The sequence below is a fragment of the Cohnella endophytica genome (assembly GCF_003628305.1).
GTDB lineage: Bacteria > Bacillota > Bacilli > Paenibacillales > Paenibacillaceae > Cohnella > Cohnella endophytica.
The window spans coordinates 268,262-288,219 of record NZ_RBZM01000003.1; the positions used below are offsets into that span (position 1 = coordinate 268,262).

Genomic DNA, 19,958 nt, shown 5'->3' on the forward strand with positions numbered 1-19,958 from the left:
GGTTACACTAAAGTAATCGTGCAACATTTGTAGTCGTAACCGGGAGAGCTGACATGTTTAAGACGTTAAGGTACCAATACTACGTATTTATTTCCCTTTCGTTGGCTGTTCTAGTCATTCTCCTGGCTACGAATCTATCCTTTTATTTCTATACGGGTTCTATCATCGAGCATAACGCCGTCCAAAATAAATCGCAGACGACGCAAAAAGTACAGGAGCAGTTGGATGCGATGTTGAACGAAATCAACAACATCTCTATTTCCATTAATTCCTCCAACTATATACAGCAAGTCATGCGAAACATTCCGATGAACAAACCGGAAAACTACTTCGACAACAATCCTCAAATCAGCATGGAAGTAAGGGACGTCCTTTATTCCATCACGGGACTGCAGCCATTGAAGGGCAGCATCGTCATCGTGTCTAAAAACTATGATTATATGGATATAAGCAACAAAATGGATAGTCAAATGGTTAACAAGAAGTACATTGCAGGGCTAACGGGCATTAAGGAATTGCTGCAGACGAACCGCATCGGGTTGGATCATATCATTTTGCGTCCCCATTCGGATCGGTGGTCGGCTAGTGGACAAGAAGTTATCTCGTTAATCCGTCCGATTCGGGACAATTTCAACGTCTACGGCGTGCTTGAGATCAGCTACAGCGTCGATGAGATCAAGTCGCTTTTCTCGTTCCTGAACGATCAATCAGAACAAAACTTTATTATTTTCGACGAGATGAATAACGTCTTCCTGAACGGGCTGGATCCGAGACTAGCCATCGATGAGAACGAACTGTTCCGTAACGAGCAGTTAAAGTCGCCGAGCGGGAACTTCGAAGTCCGGGGCTCAGGAAAAACTTTCATGACGACGTTCTCGCATTTGAAAAATGAGGATTGGATCGTGGCCGTCGTGGAGGATATGAACTCCTTTAAGAAGCCGATTACGGTACTGCGGAACACAACGATTTCCGTGTATTTGATCACGATGATCACGACGCTCTTGTTTTTGTACGTCTATACTTTAGGCATAACGAGACCGATCTCGCAATTGAAGAAATCGCTCATGAACGTGGACGTCGGCGATCTGCACTTGTCCGTATACAACGCCCATTCCAATAACGAGATCGTCATGCTCGGCAAGGTGGTCAGTAATTTGCTGGGAGAGATCAAGCGGCATATGACCATGACGGAACAGGCCCATCATAACGAATTGATGGCGAACATGTCGGCGCTGCAAGCTCAGATCAACCCGCATTTCCTTTATAACACGCTATCCGTCATCAGCGCTCAAGGACTCAAGCAGGGAAATCGGGAAGTAGTGGAAATGTGTAGCGCGCTTTCCAACATGTTCCGTTATGTCACCAAACAGGAACAAAATCGTACTTCTCTCGAGAACGAAATGGAGCATATCCGGAATTACTTGTTGTTAATGGGGAAACGATACGAGGGATTTTTCTCGTACGATTTGGATATCGACGATCGAATCCGCCACGTCCGCATTCCGAAGCTGATTTTACAACCATTCATCGAGAATATGTTTCAGCACGCTTTCACGAGCAAGAAACCGCCATGGTACATATCGGTGAAATGCGAAAGCGCGGAGGGGTTATGGCAAGTAGAAATTCGCGATAACGGAATTGGCTTCAATCCGGAAACGATTAGACGGCTAAATGAACGGGTCGAGCAGTTCAAAATTTCGGGCTCGGCGGTGGATTCGACTTCGGGCGAAGAAGGCATAGGAATGGCGAACGCGTTCCTCCGACTTTACTTATCGGATAGGGACAATGCTTTTTTCTATTGCGGCAATCATCCGGATGGTGGGGCAGCTATCCAATTTGGGGGGAGCATTGACCATGCATAGCATCGTACTCATCGAAGATGAACCTCCTACGTTATTCATGGTTAAAGATCTCATCGAAGCACTTGATCTGGGCTTCGAAGTCATCGGCTACGCCTTCAATGGCGAGGATGGGGAAGCAACCGTCCGGGAACTGAAGCCGGATATCGTCATCACGGATATTAAAATGCCGGCGAAAGACGGCCTTTCATTGATTGGAGATATGACGGCGGAAGGGTTCGAGACGGAGTGGATCATCCTATCAGGTTATGCCGATTTCGAATATGCCGTCCTAGCGCTTCGAAACGGGGTTAAGGATTATATTTTAAAGCCCGTGGATCCTTCCGCGTTGCAAACCCTGTTCGAACATATCGCCGAGAAGTTGACAAGGAAGAAAATGGAAGTAGAAGCAGCGTATCTATATCGGCAGCTTCATTCGTCGGATCGTTGTTCGGCTCCGTCCGGCTTGCGGCATGAAGGCGTCTATACGCCGGTTTTGATAACGGCAGGCAACTTAGTCGACTCCATGCACGACGGACTTCACGCGGGACGGCATGTTTTCGGGCAACCAACGGAGACGGACTTCGGACATTTCGGCGTTGTTCCATTCGCGAAAAGCTGGATCGTTCAAGGATATTCGAAAAGTCATCAGGTGCTGCTCTTGGCAACGGATTCGCCCAAAGATGTTCACGTTCGGCAAGCGGTCGAACAATGGGTTACGGAAAAGAACTCCGATTCGGAAGCTCGGATAAACGCGTTGATCGGAGCTCCATTCTCTGATATTCACATGTTTTCAGAGCGCGTGCAGAATCTATACCGAAGTTTGAAACAATGGATTCTCATCGGACAATCGCATGTATTTACTGCAGGTATGCCCGTAGTCACGTTTGAGAATTCCGCCGAATGGGTGTATAAGTGCTCGAGGCTAACCTCGCAATCCTATACCGCGTTTCGTAATCAACTGCTGCAATGGGAGCGGCAATGGCAGGAGCAGAACTATCCGCAAGCGTTCGTCGAGCTTCTAATGACCAAAATCGCCGACGCTCTTCCGAATAAAGCGGGAGCGATGCATATTCAAGTAGGCGACATCCAAGAGTTGTTGGCCGCGAGCGTCAGCCAGACGGAAGCGGTCGAGCGGTTCGCGAATCTCGCCGGCGCCGCGTTCGGAGAAGAACCCCTTGGATCGAAGAGGGCGGGACCGTTGTCGGATGTCGTGGAGAGTATCGAAGCTTATTTAACGATGAATTATTTCCTGCCGGTCAGCTACGATTCGCTGCAGGAGCGCTTCGGCTATCACAAAGATTATCTCTCGTATTTATTCAGGCAGCATAAAGGCATTTCCCCGAACAAATATATTACGATGCTCCGCGTCGAGAATGCCAAGAGGATACTGCGAGATATAGGAGAGTTGACGCTTAAGGAAACGGCGGAAAGGGTCGGCTATGAGGATCCGCTGTACTTTAGCCGAGTATTCAAGAACGTTACCGGCTTGAGCCCGTCCACGTTCCGGGAGCAGTTCCGCGGAGACGAGAAAGGCGGAGACGTTATCGCATGAGATTCTGGCTAGTTACTTTAATGCTTATCGGGCTGATCCTCCTGCTAACGTTTAACGTTTGGTTTTTTTACGCGTCGTCTAATTCCTCGCACCAAACGGCAACGCCGAAAGAAACGGTTCATCTGAAGTTGTTGGCCAACCAAAGCTGGATCAATCGGCCATTTCTGCAAAACGCGATCCGCGATTACGAGAAATCCACTGGTGTCGTCATCGATATTCAAGCCGTGCCGAGCAATTCCGCGGACTCCATCATCAAGAAGAAGTTTTCGGCTGACGTTTTGGCCGATATCGTACTATTCAATGGCGGAGCGCAACTAGAGGCGCTTCATCCTACGCAAAACTTTGTCGATCTTAATGAAGAGAGTTGGGTGAGCGACGTGGAGCCATTCGCTCTTCCGCTCATTACTAACAACTTCAACGTGTACGGGTTCCCGTTATGGGAGGGGGCGCTTTCCGGCATCGTTTACAACAAGGAAATATTCAAAAAATACGATATCGAAATACCTCGGACGAAGGACGAGTTTTTCCAAGCTTGCGTGATATTACGCGCCAATGGCATCATTCCGATGTATATGGCGTTTCGCGATATATGGCCGCTTTACTTGGAATACGGAATAGACGCGATTACCGCGCAAGACGATTCGATGGTCAAACGGTTGAATTGGAACCAATTGAAGCTTACGGACATTCCGGAAATGATTCAACTATTGGAATGGTATGACAAGTTGGCGAAAGAAAACGATTTGGGTGAAGGCTTCCAAACGAACAATTGGGACGGACAAGCCGAAGCCCTAAGCTCGGGCAAGTACGCGATGGCCATCGAAACCGATACATACATATATAACGAACTTGAGAACGAACATGCAGGCATTGCATCGAGTTTCGGTTTGATGCCTTTTTATTTCGGGTTTAACGGAAAGGGAAGTTATGCCAGAAACAACTTGATTTCGATTTTCGTGAACCAAAAAAGCAAACACGTTAAAGAAGCGCTCGATTTCGTCCGTTCGACGGCGAAGCCGGATCGGTTGAACGAAGCGTATCGGGGAATCTACACTCAACCCCCGTTTAAGAGTGTTCATACGAACAAGTGGACGCCGGAATATTTGGAAGTCCAGAAGCTTGCTTCCTCGCGGGTTATCGCCCCCGCGGCGGCGAATCTGATCGTCGGATTTAGCCCGGTGGAAATTTCGGTACCGGTTCAAGAGATGATGCTCGGAGAAATCACCCCGGAACAGGCGTTGCAAAAGATGGAAAACATCCGGTTTCAGAATGCGCAAAATCAAGGGACTCCCGGATTTTAGTTGTCGCAATAGAGTTTAATCGGAATTGGAGTGAAAGGGAATGAAATTGCATTATCGCACACCGGCACGTGCTTGGACGGAAGCGCTCCCGGTTGGCAACGGTAGACTAGGGGCCATGGTATTCGGTGGAGTGGAAAGCGAAAGATTGCAACTAAACGAGGATACGATATGGTCCGGTCCCGTAAGCGAATGGAACAATATGCGGGCGATAGATGATCTTTCGGAAGTACGACGGCTTCTAGAACAAGAAAATTACGTCGAAGCTGATCGGTTATCCAAGCAAATGATGGGTGCTTACACTCAATCCTATATGCCTCTCGGCGATTTGAGGCTTCGCTACGATCATGGAAATATGACGAGCGAATATAGAAGAGAGTTGCGGTTGAACGATGCGGTAACCGTCGTAACTTACCGCGTAGGCGACGTCGAATATACGCGCGAAATCTTCGTCTCCCATCCCGATCAGGTGATCGTGATGAGATTCCAAGCGAGCAAACCCGGAAAGCTAAGTTTTCATGCCAGGTTGGATAGTCCGCTGCGATATCGGACGCTGGCTGATGAACAATCGATCGTACTTGCGGGAATTGCGCCGGAACGAGTAGCCCCCAGCTATCAATCGGTTGATAATCCGATCGAATACGGAGAAGAGAATACGACAAAGGCGATTAAGTTCATAGGCCGATTGGCTGCCATACTGGATGGCGACTCCGGAACGCAGGAGTTGAGCCATGATGGACTTCGCGTAAACGGAGCTACGGAAGTTACTTTGCTTTTTGCCGCGGCTACCACGTTCGCCGCCGGGCAAGATCCTTATCGGGAATCCGCTGAACGAATCCGTGCTGCGATGAGCCGATCTTACGAAGAACTTCGCGCTCGGCACATCGAAGACTATCGGGCTTTGTTCGACCGTGTCGTCTTGGACTTGGGAGAGAGCCCGGCACCGGAGGATATTCCGACGGATGAGCGGATCGCGAAATATGGAGCGAGCGATCCGGGACTCGTTAAGCTGTTATTCGATTACGGACGTTACCTTATGATCGCAAGCTCGCGCCCGGGCACACAGGCTGCAAATCTGCAAGGCATATGGAACGAAGAAACGCGACCGCCATGGAGCAGCAATTATACGCTTAATATTAATGCGGAAATGAATTATTGGCCTGCAGAGACGTGCGGGTTGGCAGAATGCCATGAACCCTTTTTGAATTTGATCGAGACACTTTCTAATAACGGCAGGGAAACGGCGCGAATCCATTACGGAGCTCAAGGGTGGACAGCCCATCATAATACGGACATCTGGGGACATACTGCTCCCGTCGGCGACTACGGGCATGGCGATGCCGTATGGGCTTTGTGGCCGATGGGCGGTCCATGGGTCGCCCAACATTTGTGGGAGCATTATGCATTCGGCCGCGACCGGGATTACTTACGGGATAAGGCTTACCCGATTATGAAAGAGTCGGCGGCGTTTTGTTTGGATTGGCTTATCGACAACGGAACGGGGAGGTTGATTACTTCGCCTTCCACTTCCCCGGAGCATAAGTTCAAGACGAATGAAGGCCTCGCCGGTGTTAGCGTCGCATCCACGATGGATATGTCCATTATTTGGGATCTGTTCACGAATTGCATCGAAGCCGCTGAAATTCTTGATCTTGACGCGGAATGGAGACTGGAACTTGCCGAAGCGAAAAGTCGCTTATTCCCGATGCAGATCGGGAAGCACGGTCAACTCCAAGAGTGGTACAAAGATTTCGAAGACGAGGATCGGGAGCATCGCCATGTTTCTCATCTTTTCGGCGTATATCCAGGTCGACAATTGACCGCGGATGGAACACCCGATTTATTCGCGGCTGCTCGACGGTCGTTGGAGCGGCGTGGGGATGGCGGAACCGGCTGGAGCTTGGGTTGGAAAATCGGGTTGTGGGCTCGTTTTGGTGACGGCGACCGCGCGCTTGGCTTAATTAACAACTTGCTGCAATTGGTAGACGAGAACGAGAAGGAAAACTATCATCGCGGCGGCGTCTACGCCAACTTATTCGACGCTCACCCTCCTTTCCAGATCGATGGAAATTTTGCCGCCACAGCGGGAATCGCAGAATTATTGCTGCATTCGCATGAAGGCGACTTGAGGCTGCTTCCTTCGTTGCCTAGTGCATGGCCATCCGGCTCTGTACAAGGGCTTCGCGCTCGCGGCGGGTTCGAGCTAAGTTTGAGTTGGAAGGATGGAAAGCTGGAACAAGCCGGATTGCGTTCTCATTCAGGAGCAAAGGTATCGATTCGCTTGGAAGAACCGTTTCTTGTGAAAGACGCGGAGGGCAAAAAAGTCGCCTTCTGGAAAACGCCGAGTGGGTCTTACGCTTTCGAAACGGTTGTCGGTGGAACCTATTCTATTATTTTATGACAAAACGAATAATGGTATAGTTTCATCTAATATGAGCTACGAAGTATATAAGACGTCTTAACTCCACAGGCAAAGTGGTTTTGAAGGCGTCTTTATTTTTTTTGATCTGCTCTGATAGTGAAGTTAAGCCAATAATTTGCGAAGTTGAAGCGATATTCACGTAAATATAAAACTGATCTAGGATCTGAACTTACTTGCTGCTTCTGATAGGAGATAAAAATGATGCAGCTTTTTCCTCAATTTTCATTCGAAGATATATCCGTTCAATATTGGTGGGAGCCAGTACGAAACAAGTAGGATTGATGTTAGTTCCCATAAATTTAAATGAACCGCAGTGCACGAAAAGTCCTTTGCGGTGGATTCTTTAATACAAATTAAAGTTGTTCTGCGATGAATATCCCGGCAGATTCGCCCACGGATGAACAATGAGGAACTCCCGGTCTTTCTTAGATATAAGTATGTTTGTCAAAAAGTAGAACACGAAAACGGTTGCCAGAGAGTGAGCTATTTCGAAGGGTATCAGGAATTGGAGTCTCATACAATATTGACAAATGTAAGCGATCGGGACGTGAAAATCGAAATGATTTCGAGTTTCTCTTTGGAGGAATCTCTCCGTTTGCAAGGGGAGATGCCGCGCTAATGTTGAAAATACACCTTATTAGAAGTAAATGGAGCAGCGAGGGACGTCTGGAATCGAATCGCATCGAAGAATTACATATTTGGTTATCGCGGAAGGCGGTACAGAGCATGGAAGTCCTTGTTTCAACTCACGGTCGACGGATGGGACGGCGTGGTGAACACGATCCTGCGCGGAGCGTTTCTTTGCGCAAGAGATCGCTTCGACGCGAGCTTTCATGTCTGAGCCGAATTCGGAAGCGTATGCGGCTTCAAAGGGGGGGATCCTTGCCTTGACTCATGCCCTTGCTATTTCGCTCGGTTCTAAACGAATTCGGGTGAATGCTATTAGTCTGGGTTTGATCGAGACGGGCGATTATGACAATTTAAAGGCGCCGGATCACTTTCAACATCCGGCGCAGCGAGTTGGGAAGCCTGAAGATATTGTGAGAGCTTGTTTTTATTTGACGGATCCAGCGAATGATTTCGTAACCGGGACAAATTTGGTCATTGATGGAGGAATGACGCGCAAAATGATATATGCGGAGTAGTGTTTGTATTGACCTAAAGCATGGTAAGAGTGATACCGGAAAAAGATTCGTACTGTGATGGAGCAAATGACCGGGCATGAATAGTCTAAGAGTTGGGGGTAGATGGAAGTGGCCATCCTTGTGATGGCTATTTAATGAACATAGGGAAATATGTCATCTGGAGGGAATGAATCTAAAGTTAAGATAAAACTGAGAGGTGCAAACCCAAATTCCCTATAGAGTCTTAGTTCACTACCAGTAGGAGCAACAGTAATTCCACTCTGTCTAGATCTTGTGGAAATAGTTAGATAAGCATATAAACTGATTTTTGGGTCAAGGTACTGTACCTCTTTATTAAGTAGGAACCTTTACAATCTTGGAATGCTTACTCACAAAATTAGCATGATTTACAGAGCAAAACATAGCAATTACTTGCTTAATAACTCGGAGAGGGAAGATATAAAACGGATAATGAAGTGAAAGTTGCCCTTTTCCTTTATTCAGTAAAATAGCGGCTTGATGACTGAGGCTGTCCAATTGAGATATAGGGCAGATTGTTGTGACAGTCAGCTAATTTTCAAGAAAGTAATCTGTGGGATAGGGTAGCATTTATGAGAACAATCTTTAGATTTGATCTATTTTCGCTGTAATAAGAGCGAGGGATTGGATAATAAACAAGCTCTGATAAAATCAAACATACATAATTGCGGGTTTTACTTTTACTCAAAGCTCGCCCTGCTTCCAAGCACGGAAACGTTGTGGAGTCATATCCGTATATCCTAGGAACATCCGAGAGAAATGTGCCCTTTCTAAGCCTAACTCGTTAGCGATGCGAGCGGTCGTCAAGTCGGTCGTAATTAAGAAGTGCTTGGCCTTTTCCATTTTCACCTTGACGATGTATTGATGAGGGGAAATACCAAAGACGGATTTGAAATATCGGAAAAAATATTTGGGACTGTAATTGAATGCCGCGGCAATCTGGGGCACTGATAACGTCTCTGCGGTACGAGACTCGATATAATGGACGATGTTGTTCCAATGTTTCTGTGAAGATGAGATGGTTATCGTCGGTTTGCGCGGTTCTTGATCCCATATGAAGCTAAGTAGTTCGAATAATGCTGCTTTTGTTGCAACAGGAGCGAGATTGCTATCGCTGCGGAAACGTTGAATGAGTTTGTCAAATAGTTGTCGTGTGTGGTGATGATCTCGCAATTGAATACTTAGGGGCGTGTCAATGGTTTGAAAAAGAGGAAGCTGTCCCACATAAGCATTAAAGTGGCAGAACATAAGTCGAAACGGACTCTCATGCGAAGTAGAATAAGAGATTCTCTCTCCAGCAGGAAGAATGTATAGATCGCCTGCTTGAGGATGGAATGCCGAATGTCCGATGCGGAGAGAGCCTTCACCTTCTAGGAAGTAATACAAGCAATTATTTACCGTGATGTGATTGTGATGTTTCCATTCTGACGTCACCTGTGAGTGACTCGCTAGGGTAACTGTTAGCTGCAGATCCTCCAGATGATTTTTTAATCGCGATTGTACCATTCAGATCATCCCCTCTCAATCAACCATAGCATAATACATGATTAAATAGTAGGTTACTTTTCGGCACATATTGGTTAATTATTGCTCTCCCTATAACTCCCAAATTTCGGTACCATCATAAAGAAGAATCAACCGACGAAACTTAGGAGTGTGCCCATGTCAACTAAAGAGATGCAGCAATGGATAGGATTCCCTGACCGCAACCCAGAATTCGATGCGTACCCCGGATTCGTGCAGCCGCCCGCAGGTTACGGGGAAGTGGCCTTCTATTGGTGGGTAGGTGAGAAGTTAACCAAAGAAAGACTGGGTTGGCAACTTGAGCAATTAAAGGATCATCACGTAACCGGACTTCAAATCAATTATGCTCATAGCGATCAGGGCGGAGATTCATATGGACTGACCTTCGAGAGTGATCCGCCTCTATTCTCCGAAGATTGGTGGGAGTTGTTTGCCTGGTTCGCTGAAATGGCAGGCTCTTATGGCATGACGGTTAGCTTAAGCGATTACACCTTATGTTCGCCTGGACAGGGCTGGTATACGGATGAGATATTGGCCATTAAGCCGGAAATGGCTGGATCGAACTTATTATCCATCGAGTGGGAAGTACATGAAGGACAAACGGAATGGACGCTTCCCGCGAATACGATTAGCGTCAGTGCATATCGGGTCAACGATGGCGATGAAATTTCTAGCGGTTGGGTCGACCTCACTGCTTATAGGGAACTATCGAACGTACGGTGGTCTAAGCCGGACGGAAGATGGAACATCGTAGCTGTATACACGGTGCTTAAGCCCAGATCCATCGATCCGATGCATCCGGAGAGTGGAAAGTTGGTAATTGAGCACTTCTTCCAGCGGTTCGAGGATAGGCTTTCCGGAATTCCTGGGGTAAAATTAGGCTTCTTTTTCTCGGATGAGTTGGAATTTGGTATTCGAGGTCGGTTGTGGAATGAGAGATTTGCAGAGGAATTCAAGGAGCGTAAAGGCTATGATCTGATTCCCGAACTAGCAGCATTGTTCGCAGATATTGGTCCTAGGACTCCGAAGATCCGACTGGATTACGGGGATGTTATGGTATCGCTCTCTGAAGAGCATTATTTCATTCCCGTATTCGAATGGCATCAGGTACGCGGCATGATCTATGGCTGCGATCATGGTGGCCGGGGAAAGGATACGACCGAGTTCGGAGATTATTTCCGTACGCAGCGTTGGAACCAGGGGCCGGGTTGCGACCAGCCTAATTATGAGTGCGACTTGATCAAGAATAAAGTGGCTAGCTCGATCGCCCATCTCTACGAGCGTCCAAGGACTTGGCTTGAAGGCTTCTATGGCACCGGATGGGGCACGAATACGTCGGATATTGCGCAAGCGATATTCCGTAACTTCGTGTCGGGTCATAATTTACTTACGCTGCATGGTTTGTACTATACGACGAATGGGGGATGGTGGGAGTGGGCGCCTCCATGTAACCATTTCCGTATGCCTTACTGGGAACACATGAAGCCTTTACTCGCCTGCACGCAGCGTCTCAGTTTCTTGCTCAGTCAAGGGGTGCACGTATGCGACGTTGCCATTCTGTATCCCGTTGCCGCTATGGAAGCAGGGATGGACGGACAAGTCTCGGTAGATGCGGCATTCGGAGTAGGGAAATATTTGTATAAGCGTGGCATTGATTTCGATTATATGGATTTCCAATCGCTGGATAGAGCTATGATAGATAATCATGAGTTACAGGTGGCAGGGGAGGCGTACAAGGTACTCATTGTACCTTCCATGCGGGCTTTAAGATATTCAACCTTGCAGAAAGCGCTGGCATTCTATGAAGCGGGAGGGATCGTCATTGGACTCGGTCGACTTCCCGAGGCGAGTGATCGATACGGGGCTTCGGATCCCGATCTCGAAGGAACGGTACGCGCTTTGTTCGGATGGTCCTCTGCGGAAGCTTACGCTCACGGATCTAGTCGCATCGTTCGGAATAAGACGGGCGGAACCGCTATTACTGCGCGTTCATATGCGGATGTAGAGCATGCGATCAGTTGTGCTTTCTCACGTGATTTCTCGTGCGATATGGTCATTGCGGACGAGAAATTCCCCTACGTGATGCATCGCAGAATCGGGAACCGTGATATCTATGCGGTTTACGGCGCGGAGGAAGGAGCAGAATGCTTCTTCCGGTGCCAAGGTTCGGTCGAGCTCTGGAATCCTTGGGAAGGTACGGTTACGCCGATCCATGAAGTTCGCGAGCATTTGGATGGGACATTTATTAGGCTTCCGCTTGATCAGAAACAGATTCAATTAATCGTTTTTTCGCAGACGACCTCATCATCTAGTAATCTTACCACAATGGAAGGTACTACGAGAAAGAAGCCTATCTTCACGATGGATCTCGACGGGTTTTGGGAATTCGAGTTGAAGCCCACGATGGACAATCGATTCGGTGATTTCCGTCAGCCACCCGAAGATGTATTCATCGGTGCTGAGGCACGGCAATTCCACTTCAAGGAGGAGAGGGGACAGCAATCGGTCGGTTGGAACGATCCAACGCTAGACGATTCGGCATGGGAGCAGATTACGCAAGGTTATGGACCTTACTTGTGGTGGATGGGCCCGTTACCCGAGTCAAGCTGCACGGAAGAATGGGAGAAACAATTGTTAGTTTTGACGGCAGATACTCAATTTATCGATCAATTGGTTAAGGTAGAAGGAAAAACCTATAACTGGAAGTTGTACGAGTTCTCTATGCGGTATGGCATCGAGAACGATCCTGGTCATCAGGGGCACCACGGATTAAAAGGGGAAGTTTCGGATCATTTCATTGCTTTAGGCCGCCCAAGCTTTAGTCTGACGGATACGCTCTACGAAGCAGATGAAAGAGGAACGATTAACTACTTACGATCAACATTTGATGCAGGAGATGCTCTGTTAGGCAATCTTCGAATCGGGGGCATCCGTCCCGATCGAATGTGGTTGAACGGCTGCTTGATCGAAGGGGAACCGAAACAAGTTAACGTCCGCAAAGGGATGAACGAGGTGCTTCTGAGATACAGCCATCCTGGACGAGGTTATGTCGTTTTCGAAAGAGTGGAGGCGGCTTCCGATGATTGGCATCAAACGTTGCCGCTCGCCATGTCGTGGTATAACAAGCCGGGAATTCTCTCTTTCGATGTGTACCCGGAAGATAGCAGACCGGTCGCGGGTTGGTATCGCTTCATTGCTCCTCCAGGGCTTGAGGCCATGGACATCGTGGCTCATGGGGCGCTTCAGGTTTGGGTAGACGGAGCTGAGTGGATGAGCGATCGAGTGGAAGTTCGCGACGACGGTGCAAATATTTATCGGGTTTCTGGAGGGCGACGGATACCGGAAACGAGCTCTGTCGCGGTACGAATCGCATACGACAAGGCTGCATATGCAGGTGCTGCAATGCCTGAACCGATCAAGCTGCAATGCGGTCAAGGAATAATTAGGCTTGGCGATTGGTCCAAGATTAACGGATTAACCTGTTATTCAGGTGGTGCCATTTATAGTAAGCAGCTAGATTTACCATTGGACGGACAACCGCAGTCATATTCTGCCGAATTAGATCTGGGATCCGTCTCGACAACCGCCGAGATCCGAGTGAACGGTAAACTTGCAGGGACTCTTCTCTCGGCTCCATGGAAAACGGATATCTCTGAGTATTTGAATCCAGGCAACAACACGATCGAAGTGATAGTCTACAATACGCTTGCGAATCACTATGTAACGATCCCGACCCGCTATCGGGGAGATCTTACATCAGGCTTGCTCGGTCCGGTTAAGCTGGTGCTTCACTAGTTGAACGGGAACACTTGCCGTTGATCGTAATTAGTATTTTTACGCGAGTGCCCTTCCAATAGGAAGAGCGCTCGCGCTTTCTTTAAAAAGGGCACAGGTTTATTGGAAATGAACCGTTTTCATAGCTATAAGTCGTTCCTTATAATTAACAATAGAGAGCGCTTACGAAGGAGGTTGATCATCATTTCAAAGGGACTTATAAGAAAGCAAATTCGCAAGCAATTGCCGTATCACGTGTTTGTCGGAATGGGGATCGCGTTCCTGCTCCTCTTTAGCTACATTCCGATGTTCGGGATCATCATGGCGTTCAAGAATTACAAAATATCCACGGGCATCGAAGGCATCTTCACAAGCTCTTGGGTGGGGTTAAGACACTTCAAGGAATTGGTCAATGACTATAACTTTCCGAATCTTGTAAGGAATACGTTGATCCTTAGCCTACTGAAAGTTATCTTCTCTTATCCCATACCTATCCTATTTGCTATACTGCTCAGCGAAGTCAGGAACCTAGCATTCAAACGTTTCGTACAGACGGTCAGCTATTTGCCCCATTTCATCTCGTGGGTTGTCGTAACCGGAGTTGCATACGCTTTCTTCTCCACAGGATACGGAATATTTAATGACTTGCTCCTCTCCGTAGGATTGATTAAAACTCCAATTAAGGTGCTCACGGATCCGGATTCCTTCTATGGATTGGCTGTTGCAACGGCAATCTGGAAGGAAGCTGGCTGGTGGACGATCATTTTCCTTGCAGCGTTAGCAGGCATTGACCCGTCTCTCTATGAGGCTGCTGAGATGGACGGAGCTGGTAGGCTCAAAAGAATTCTGCACATCACGCTGCCTGGAATGAAAAATGCAAGTATCGTCGTTCTAATTCTCACGATCGGAAGCATGCTCGGCGGCGGTCTCGTCGGTTCGAACTTCGAGCAATCGATGCTACTCGGCAACTCACTTAACAATGAAACCTCTCAAATTATTCAAACCTATGCTTTCAATGTCGGATTGGCTCAAGGAAGATTCTCGTTCGCGACGGCCATCGATTTCGCTCAATCGTGCATTTCCGTATTCCTGATATTGACGAGCAACGCGATTGCCAAGCGAGTATCCGGAACGAGCTTATTCTAATCAAAGCATCCTTGAATGGATCAAGAGGAAGGCGGCAGACCCATGAGGGTAAGAAAATCGTTGGAAGATTGGGGTCTGGACTCCTTCGTCGTCATCGTTCTGCTACTGACGATCGTCGTTACGCTCTATCCCTTTTACTATATTCTTATCATTACGTTCAACACCGGTACGGATACCACGAACGGCGGCATGTATTTCTGGCCAAGAGATTTCACTTTGGAAAACTATGTTTACTTCTTGGACGATCCGAAATGGATCAAAGCACTCGGAATGTCGCTCTTGCGGACAATTGTCGGAACCGCGATGGGTGTTCTATTCACGGCCATGGTAGCATACGGGCTCTCCAAGCGGGATTTAGTATTCCGTAAAGGATATTTTATCGTTATCGTTGTTGCCATGAATTTCTCCGGCGGGCTGATCGCATATTATGTCGTCCTCAGAAGCTTGGGGCTAATCAATACATTTGGAGTTTATGTTATTCCGGGAATGCTAAACCTGTTTTTCCTGCTCATCGCGATTTCGTTCTTCCGGGAAATACCGGAAGAGCTTAATGAATCTGCACGTATCGACGGGGCGAGTGAATATCGCATCTTTGCCCGAATCATTCTTCCGGTCTCCATGCCGCTAATTGCGACAATGTGCTTGTTCATAGGGTCGGGACATTGGAATGCCTGGCTGGATTCGGCATACTTCGTGCAGGATGAAGGTCTCCGAACCCTAACTTATCGAATGATGCAGGTCATTAACCAGTCCATGGTGGCCTCTTCGAGCGACGCAGCGTTATCCATCATGTCGAGATCCAAGGTTACTCCATTCTCCGTTCAGGCTACTGCAATGATCGTATCTATTATCCCGATTCTTGGGGTGTATCCGTTCTTACAAAAACATTTCGTATCCGGAATGATGCTAGGATCGGTTAAGGGTTGAGTTAAATTGGTTTCCTAGCATTGCTGTGCTGCAGCCACCGATGCTTTGAAATATTAAAATTCTATTGGGGGATTAACAAATGGCAAAGCAGTTGAAATCGACTGTATATATGATGGTTGTCGTGCTGCTGCTAGGAAGCATTCTCGCGGCATGCAACAAGAATAACGAGAATGGCAACGCTTCACCTAGTAGTCAAGCTAGCAAGGAAAATGCCATGGCAAGCGAAGATACGAATGCGAGCAATTCGGCAAGCAACGAGGCAGGTAGTAGTCCAGCCCCCTGCGACAAGCCTGTTGAACTGACCATGTTTGTCGATGCTACATGGTATCCGTTCCAGGATTGGTCTGGGGAAGTGCCTGAAGCTATTACGAAAGCGACATGCGTGAAGCCGGTCGTTACGGTAGCTACCGACGACAAACAACTGGCATTGATGGTAGCCTCGGGAGATTTACCCGATATGGTCGTCTCGTTCAATTTCAAATTAATGTCGGACGGAAATTTAAGCCAACCTTACAATAAAATTTTCCCTAAATACGCTCCGGAAGTGAAGTTCGATCCGATCAAAGAATTCGTGAATACGGTTAGCGATGGCAACTATTACGCGATACGCAATGACTTTTCTACGGAGGCGGAGTGGAAGAGCAACCCCTACGCCCATATGATGGTTGCGGGACTTGCGATGCGCAAGGATATATTGGATGAGCTAGGGAACCCGACGATTCAATCCTTGTCCGACCTGGACAAAGTGTTCACCGACGTGAAGGCCAGGCACCCCAAAATGATGCCACTGATCTTAAACCCTAACTGGCAACGTCCGTATTTCGATACGCAATTCGGCGCCCAGGGCGGCTTCGTGGATAAGGATGGAAAAATCGTCTATTACCTCAGAACGCCTGAGGTCCAGAAGTCTCTCATGTATATGAATAGTTTGTATCGAAACGGGTTCATTACGTCCGAGAACTTTGCTTATAAGAACGAAACAGAAACGGAGCAAATGATGCTTGACGGAAAGGGCTTTGCCTATACTTGGACTTATTCCGGAGCTGAACGAATGAACGCGGATGGCAAGGGCATTCATCAGTTCGTCCAGTTAGCTGAACCACTTGGCCCGGATGCCTCCGTTGTGAGCACGGGAACTGGAGGTCTTGGCGTCTACGTTACCAAAGACAACAAGAACGTGGAAGCATCTGTTAAATTTCTGAAATATATGTACTCCGAAGAAGGTTGGAGACTTGGCGAGTGGGGAATCGAAGGCACCGATTGGACTTGGAACGATGCCGGGTATCCGGAATTCAAGAACGACGTCAATAGTCTCGACTACCTCAAACAGAAAGGCGTATATTGGTGGGGAGTTCCGTGGGAAACCGGTGTAGGCATGGCGTTGTCCTCCTATAAAGCAGGCTCGGAAACGACGCGGCAAGGCCAACAGTATTCAAAGATCATCAAATTTAATCCTTCTATCGGCATGATTAATCCGGACACCGATTCGCCGGAGGCGGTTATCAAATCCAATATCGATAACATGGTCAAAACGGAAGTTACCAAGGTCTATCTGTCCAAAACGCCGGAGGAAGCTCAAAAGGCTTACGACGAGATGGTGAAGAAGGCTGAAAAAATCGGAATGACCAAGCTCGAGGATTGGGCAACCGTGCAATACGGACCTTTTAAAGAAAAGTACGATGCTTTGACGAAATAGTCCACAAACGATTACAATTTTACACATGCGGAATGTGGCTCCTTCGGAGCTTGCATTCCGTTTGTGCCTTTTTGGTTCTATCCTAGAAGCATGGGAGACTATGATGACGATGCGCATCAGCACTAAGATGATTGTAGGGTATATTCTGCTTATCGTCCTTCCGTTTATGCTGTTCGCTGTATTTGTCTATTATCAACTGTACGAAAAAATGTTTGATCAATATCAATTGGCTAATCAGCAGAACATCGAGCTGTCGGTTGGAAGCTTGGAATCCAGTCTAGGCAAGATCGAGTCTTTGCAGTCGATTTACCAGAATAACGCGGCATTAATCGATTACATACGCGGCGACTTCATGGAGGACCGGGATCTTATTTATTCCTATTTAAAAGACATTAGTCCGGCGATTTCCTTCGCTTCCTTGGGAGAGCCGGCTATCAGTTCGTTAACGATATTCCCCAAGACGAAGCAACGTCCACTATGGGTACCTGGATTTCAGAGTTACGAAGAGATCCATGGCATATTATCCGAACGGGAAATTTCCTCCCTTAAGCCAGCCATGGGACTATGGAAGCATACGATAGGCGAAGATGGGCTATCTCTGGCTTACTATCACAAAATTTATAGCGAGACATATACGGGCGATCTTGGAATCATACAAATGAAGGTTAAACCGGAATTGTTCGAAAACTTGCTCGAGAATTTACGTGCGGTTCATCCGGGAAATAATCTTGTGCTCCTGGGCGAGAACAAGGAAATTATGCCAACCGCATTTCAAACAGGACTAACGGATTCACAAATTATGAATATCGTGTCGGCAGTCAAAGTGAAGTCAAATAGCCCTTTTCAAACGGACAATAATCATTTGCTTGTGAATTCAGTCGATATCAAACGTCTCGGAATAACAGTTGTCGAAGTAAACAATCGGAATAAAGTATTCAACTTCCTGCGTATCAAACAATTATGGGTAATTGGCGGTGGATCGCTCCTATTGTTGTTATCGGCTATGTACTATCTCATCGTGTCCTCTCTAACGAAACGAATCATACTCTTGTCGCGTCATATGCGCAAGGTAGGACAGGATTCTCTTGGTCATCCTTATTCGGGTCATGCAGGAACGGACGAGATTGGTTTTCTCATCTCCAACTACAATGCAATGATTATCCGCATGGACGAATTGGTTAATCGCGTTCAAAAGGTTGAATTGCTTAAAAAGGAAGCCGACTTCAAGATGCTTCAAGCGCAGATTCAGCCTCACTTTTTATACAACACGTTAGAGACTATGCGAATGTTGGCTCGCAGTAATAAGGATTACATAGTCGCCGATATGGCGCTCTCCCTGGGGAATCTCCTTCGTTATAGCTTAACGAAAGGCAACGATACGACATTAAGGGAAGAACTTGAGCATGTGAAAGCCTATATCGCTATCCATCAGATTAGGATACCCGATCTTGATTTCCAATTGGAGATCGACGATAGTATCATGATGCTTCGTTGCCCGCGTTTTATCCTGCAGCCGTTGGTAGAGAATGGAATGATTCACGGATTATCTCCTAAGAGGGGTTCAAAGAGGATCTCGATCCGGATTAACCAGGAAGAGGGCTATGCCACAATTCTCGTAGCCGATAATGGTGTTGGGATTTCAAGTGAGAAGCTAATGGCGTTGCGACAGTTCCTAGCAGGGACGGCAGGGGAAGAAGCAATTGAAATTCGGGGAATGGGAATAGGGCTTAACAACGTTTCGGAACGGATGAAAGCTTATTTCGGGCAAGAATCAGAAATGCACATTGATAGTACTATTGAGGTTGGGACAGCCTGCTCCCTAATCATTTTATTGAAGGAGGAACCTCATGCTTAAGCTCCTGATTGTGGATGACGAGCCTATCATTCTAGCGGGTATTAAGGATCTCATCGAACAAGCAAATACCCCATTCGATAGAATCACTACGGCATGTGACGGAATCGAAGCGATAGAGATGTTAGAGTACTTTCAACCAGATCTCATAATAACTGATATTCAGATGCCCGGAATGAACGGCCTTGAATTCATTCGACAGGCAAAAGCCAAAGGTTTCAATAGGTTCATCATTCTGTCAGGTTACGATATGTTCGACTACGCCCAGAACGCCATTCGTCTTCAGGTCGTGGAATACTTGCTCAAGCCGATTAACGAATCTCAGCTTCACGAGTTGCTTAGACGGCTGGCGATTGCGATTCTGGATCAACGACAGACGGGAAACCCCGAAGAAGGCAAGAAACAAGGGACCATAGCCGTTAGCGAGCATGTGCGTATGCTCATGGACTATATTCATACGAACTATATGAAGGATATCTCATTATCAGATGCGGGCAACGTAGTCGGCATGCATCCAGCCTATGTCGGTCAGATATTCAAGAAAGAGACGGGCATATCTATCGTACATTATATTAATACCGTCAGGATCGCCAAAGCCAAGGAACTGTTGAACAACGACGAGACTCTGTCGCTAGAAAAGATAGCTAGCTGCATAGGTTTTGAGAACAGGCGGACTTTCTATAAAGTATTCCAAAAGCATGTCGGTCAAACTCCGGGCGATTATCGAAATCTAAATCGAGCACCCTCCCACTAGGAAGAGCGC

Annotated in this window: 11 protein-coding genes and 1 pseudogene; 11 read left to right on the forward strand and 1 reads right to left on the reverse strand. The window is 47.4% G+C overall.

All coding sequences use genetic code 11. The features are described 5' to 3' along the window. Positions 1-53 precede the first annotated feature (53 nt). The 5 genes and pseudogenes from D7Z26_RS06480 to D7Z26_RS06500 form a co-directional block, all read left to right on the forward strand. Positions 54-1,862, forward strand: coding sequence for a sensor histidine kinase (locus tag D7Z26_RS06480; protein WP_120975243.1), 1,809 nt, complete (start codon positions 54-56; stop codon positions 1,860-1,862). Continuing rightward, positions 1,855-3,393 carry a response regulator transcription factor gene (locus D7Z26_RS06485; RefSeq protein ID WP_158602224.1) on the forward strand — a complete coding sequence of 513 codons (1,539 nt, stop codon included), beginning with the start codon at positions 1,855-1,857 and terminating at the stop codon, positions 3,391-3,393. Before D7Z26_RS06480 ends, D7Z26_RS06485 begins: the two co-directional genes overlap by 8 nt. After that, positions 3,390-4,694 carry an ABC transporter substrate-binding protein gene (locus D7Z26_RS06490; protein ID WP_120975245.1) on the forward strand — a complete coding sequence of 435 codons (1,305 nt, stop codon included), beginning with the start codon at positions 3,390-3,392 and terminating at the stop codon, positions 4,692-4,694. The genes D7Z26_RS06485 and D7Z26_RS06490 overlap by 4 nt, the downstream gene beginning before the upstream one ends. Before the next feature lie 40 nt (positions 4,695-4,734). Continuing rightward, positions 4,735-7,092 (forward strand): glycoside hydrolase family 95 protein, encoded by a 2,358-nt coding sequence (locus D7Z26_RS06495; protein ID WP_120975246.1) that lies wholly within the window; start codon positions 4,735-4,737, stop codon positions 7,090-7,092. A gap of 748 nt (positions 7,093-7,840) precedes the next feature. After that, a pseudogene (locus D7Z26_RS06500) lies at positions 7,841-8,258 on the forward strand (SDR family oxidoreductase); the annotation flags it as partial. A gap of 702 nt (positions 8,259-8,960) precedes the next feature. Here D7Z26_RS06500 and D7Z26_RS06505 read toward each other — a convergent pair. After that, entirely contained in the window at positions 8,961-9,782 is an 822-nt protein-coding gene (locus D7Z26_RS06505; protein ID WP_120975247.1) for an AraC family transcriptional regulator, read from the reverse strand. A gap of 156 nt (positions 9,783-9,938) precedes the next feature. On the opposite strand from D7Z26_RS06505, the gene D7Z26_RS06510 reads away from it, so the two are divergent. The 6 genes from D7Z26_RS06510 to D7Z26_RS06535 all read left to right on the forward strand — a co-directional run bounded on the left by D7Z26_RS06510 (position 9,939) and on the right by D7Z26_RS06535 (position 19,949). Further along, a complete protein-coding gene (locus tag D7Z26_RS06510; RefSeq protein ID WP_120975248.1) occupies positions 9,939-13,595 on the forward strand; it encodes a glycosyl hydrolase in 3,657 nt (1,218 codons plus the stop codon). Between the two features lie 174 nt (positions 13,596-13,769). Next, on the forward strand, positions 13,770-14,720 hold the full coding sequence (locus D7Z26_RS06515; protein WP_233566673.1) for an ABC transporter permease: 951 nt from the start codon (positions 13,770-13,772) through the stop codon (positions 14,718-14,720). A gap of 42 nt (positions 14,721-14,762) precedes the next feature. Beyond that, positions 14,763-15,647 carry a carbohydrate ABC transporter permease gene (locus D7Z26_RS06520; RefSeq protein ID WP_120975249.1) on the forward strand — a complete coding sequence of 295 codons (885 nt, stop codon included), beginning with the start codon at positions 14,763-14,765 and terminating at the stop codon, positions 15,645-15,647. 79 nt (positions 15,648-15,726) lie between these two features. Further along, positions 15,727-17,343 carry an extracellular solute-binding protein gene (locus D7Z26_RS06525; RefSeq protein WP_120975250.1) on the forward strand — a complete coding sequence of 539 codons (1,617 nt, stop codon included), beginning with the start codon at positions 15,727-15,729 and terminating at the stop codon, positions 17,341-17,343. Between the two features lie 109 nt (positions 17,344-17,452). Then, positions 17,453-19,198 carry a sensor histidine kinase gene (locus D7Z26_RS06530; RefSeq protein WP_158602225.1) on the forward strand — a complete coding sequence of 582 codons (1,746 nt, stop codon included), beginning with the start codon at positions 17,453-17,455 and terminating at the stop codon, positions 19,196-19,198. Then, positions 19,191-19,949 carry a response regulator transcription factor gene (locus tag D7Z26_RS06535; protein WP_120975252.1) on the forward strand — a complete coding sequence of 253 codons (759 nt, stop codon included), beginning with the start codon at positions 19,191-19,193 and terminating at the stop codon, positions 19,947-19,949. Before D7Z26_RS06530 ends, D7Z26_RS06535 begins: the two co-directional genes overlap by 8 nt. Positions 19,950-19,958: the final 9 nt, after the last annotated feature.

Excerpts from the sequence above, each read along its gene's own strand:
- D7Z26_RS06480 (WP_120975243.1), top strand. The coding sequence starts at position 54 with ATGTTTAAGACGTTAAGGTACCAATACTACGTATTTATTTCCCTTTCG.
- D7Z26_RS06485 (WP_158602224.1), top strand. The coding sequence starts at position 1,855 with ATGCATAGCATCGTACTCATCGAAGATGAACCTCCTACGTTATTCATG.
- D7Z26_RS06490 (WP_120975245.1), top strand. The coding sequence starts at position 3,390 with ATGAGATTCTGGCTAGTTACTTTAATGCTTATCGGGCTGATCCTCCTG.
- D7Z26_RS06495 (WP_120975246.1), top strand. The coding sequence starts at position 4,735 with ATGAAATTGCATTATCGCACACCGGCACGTGCTTGGACGGAAGCGCTC.
- D7Z26_RS06505 (WP_120975247.1), bottom strand. The coding sequence starts at position 9,782 with ATGGTACAATCGCGATTAAAAAATCATCTGGAGGATCTGCAGCTAACA.
- D7Z26_RS06510 (WP_120975248.1), top strand. The coding sequence starts at position 9,939 with ATGTCAACTAAAGAGATGCAGCAATGGATAGGATTCCCTGACCGCAAC.
- D7Z26_RS06520 (WP_120975249.1), top strand. The coding sequence starts at position 14,763 with ATGAGGGTAAGAAAATCGTTGGAAGATTGGGGTCTGGACTCCTTCGTC.
- D7Z26_RS06525 (WP_120975250.1), top strand. The coding sequence starts at position 15,727 with ATGGCAAAGCAGTTGAAATCGACTGTATATATGATGGTTGTCGTGCTG.
- D7Z26_RS06530 (WP_158602225.1), top strand. The coding sequence starts at position 17,453 with ATGCGCATCAGCACTAAGATGATTGTAGGGTATATTCTGCTTATCGTC.
- D7Z26_RS06535 (WP_120975252.1), top strand. The coding sequence starts at position 19,191 with ATGCTTAAGCTCCTGATTGTGGATGACGAGCCTATCATTCTAGCGGGT.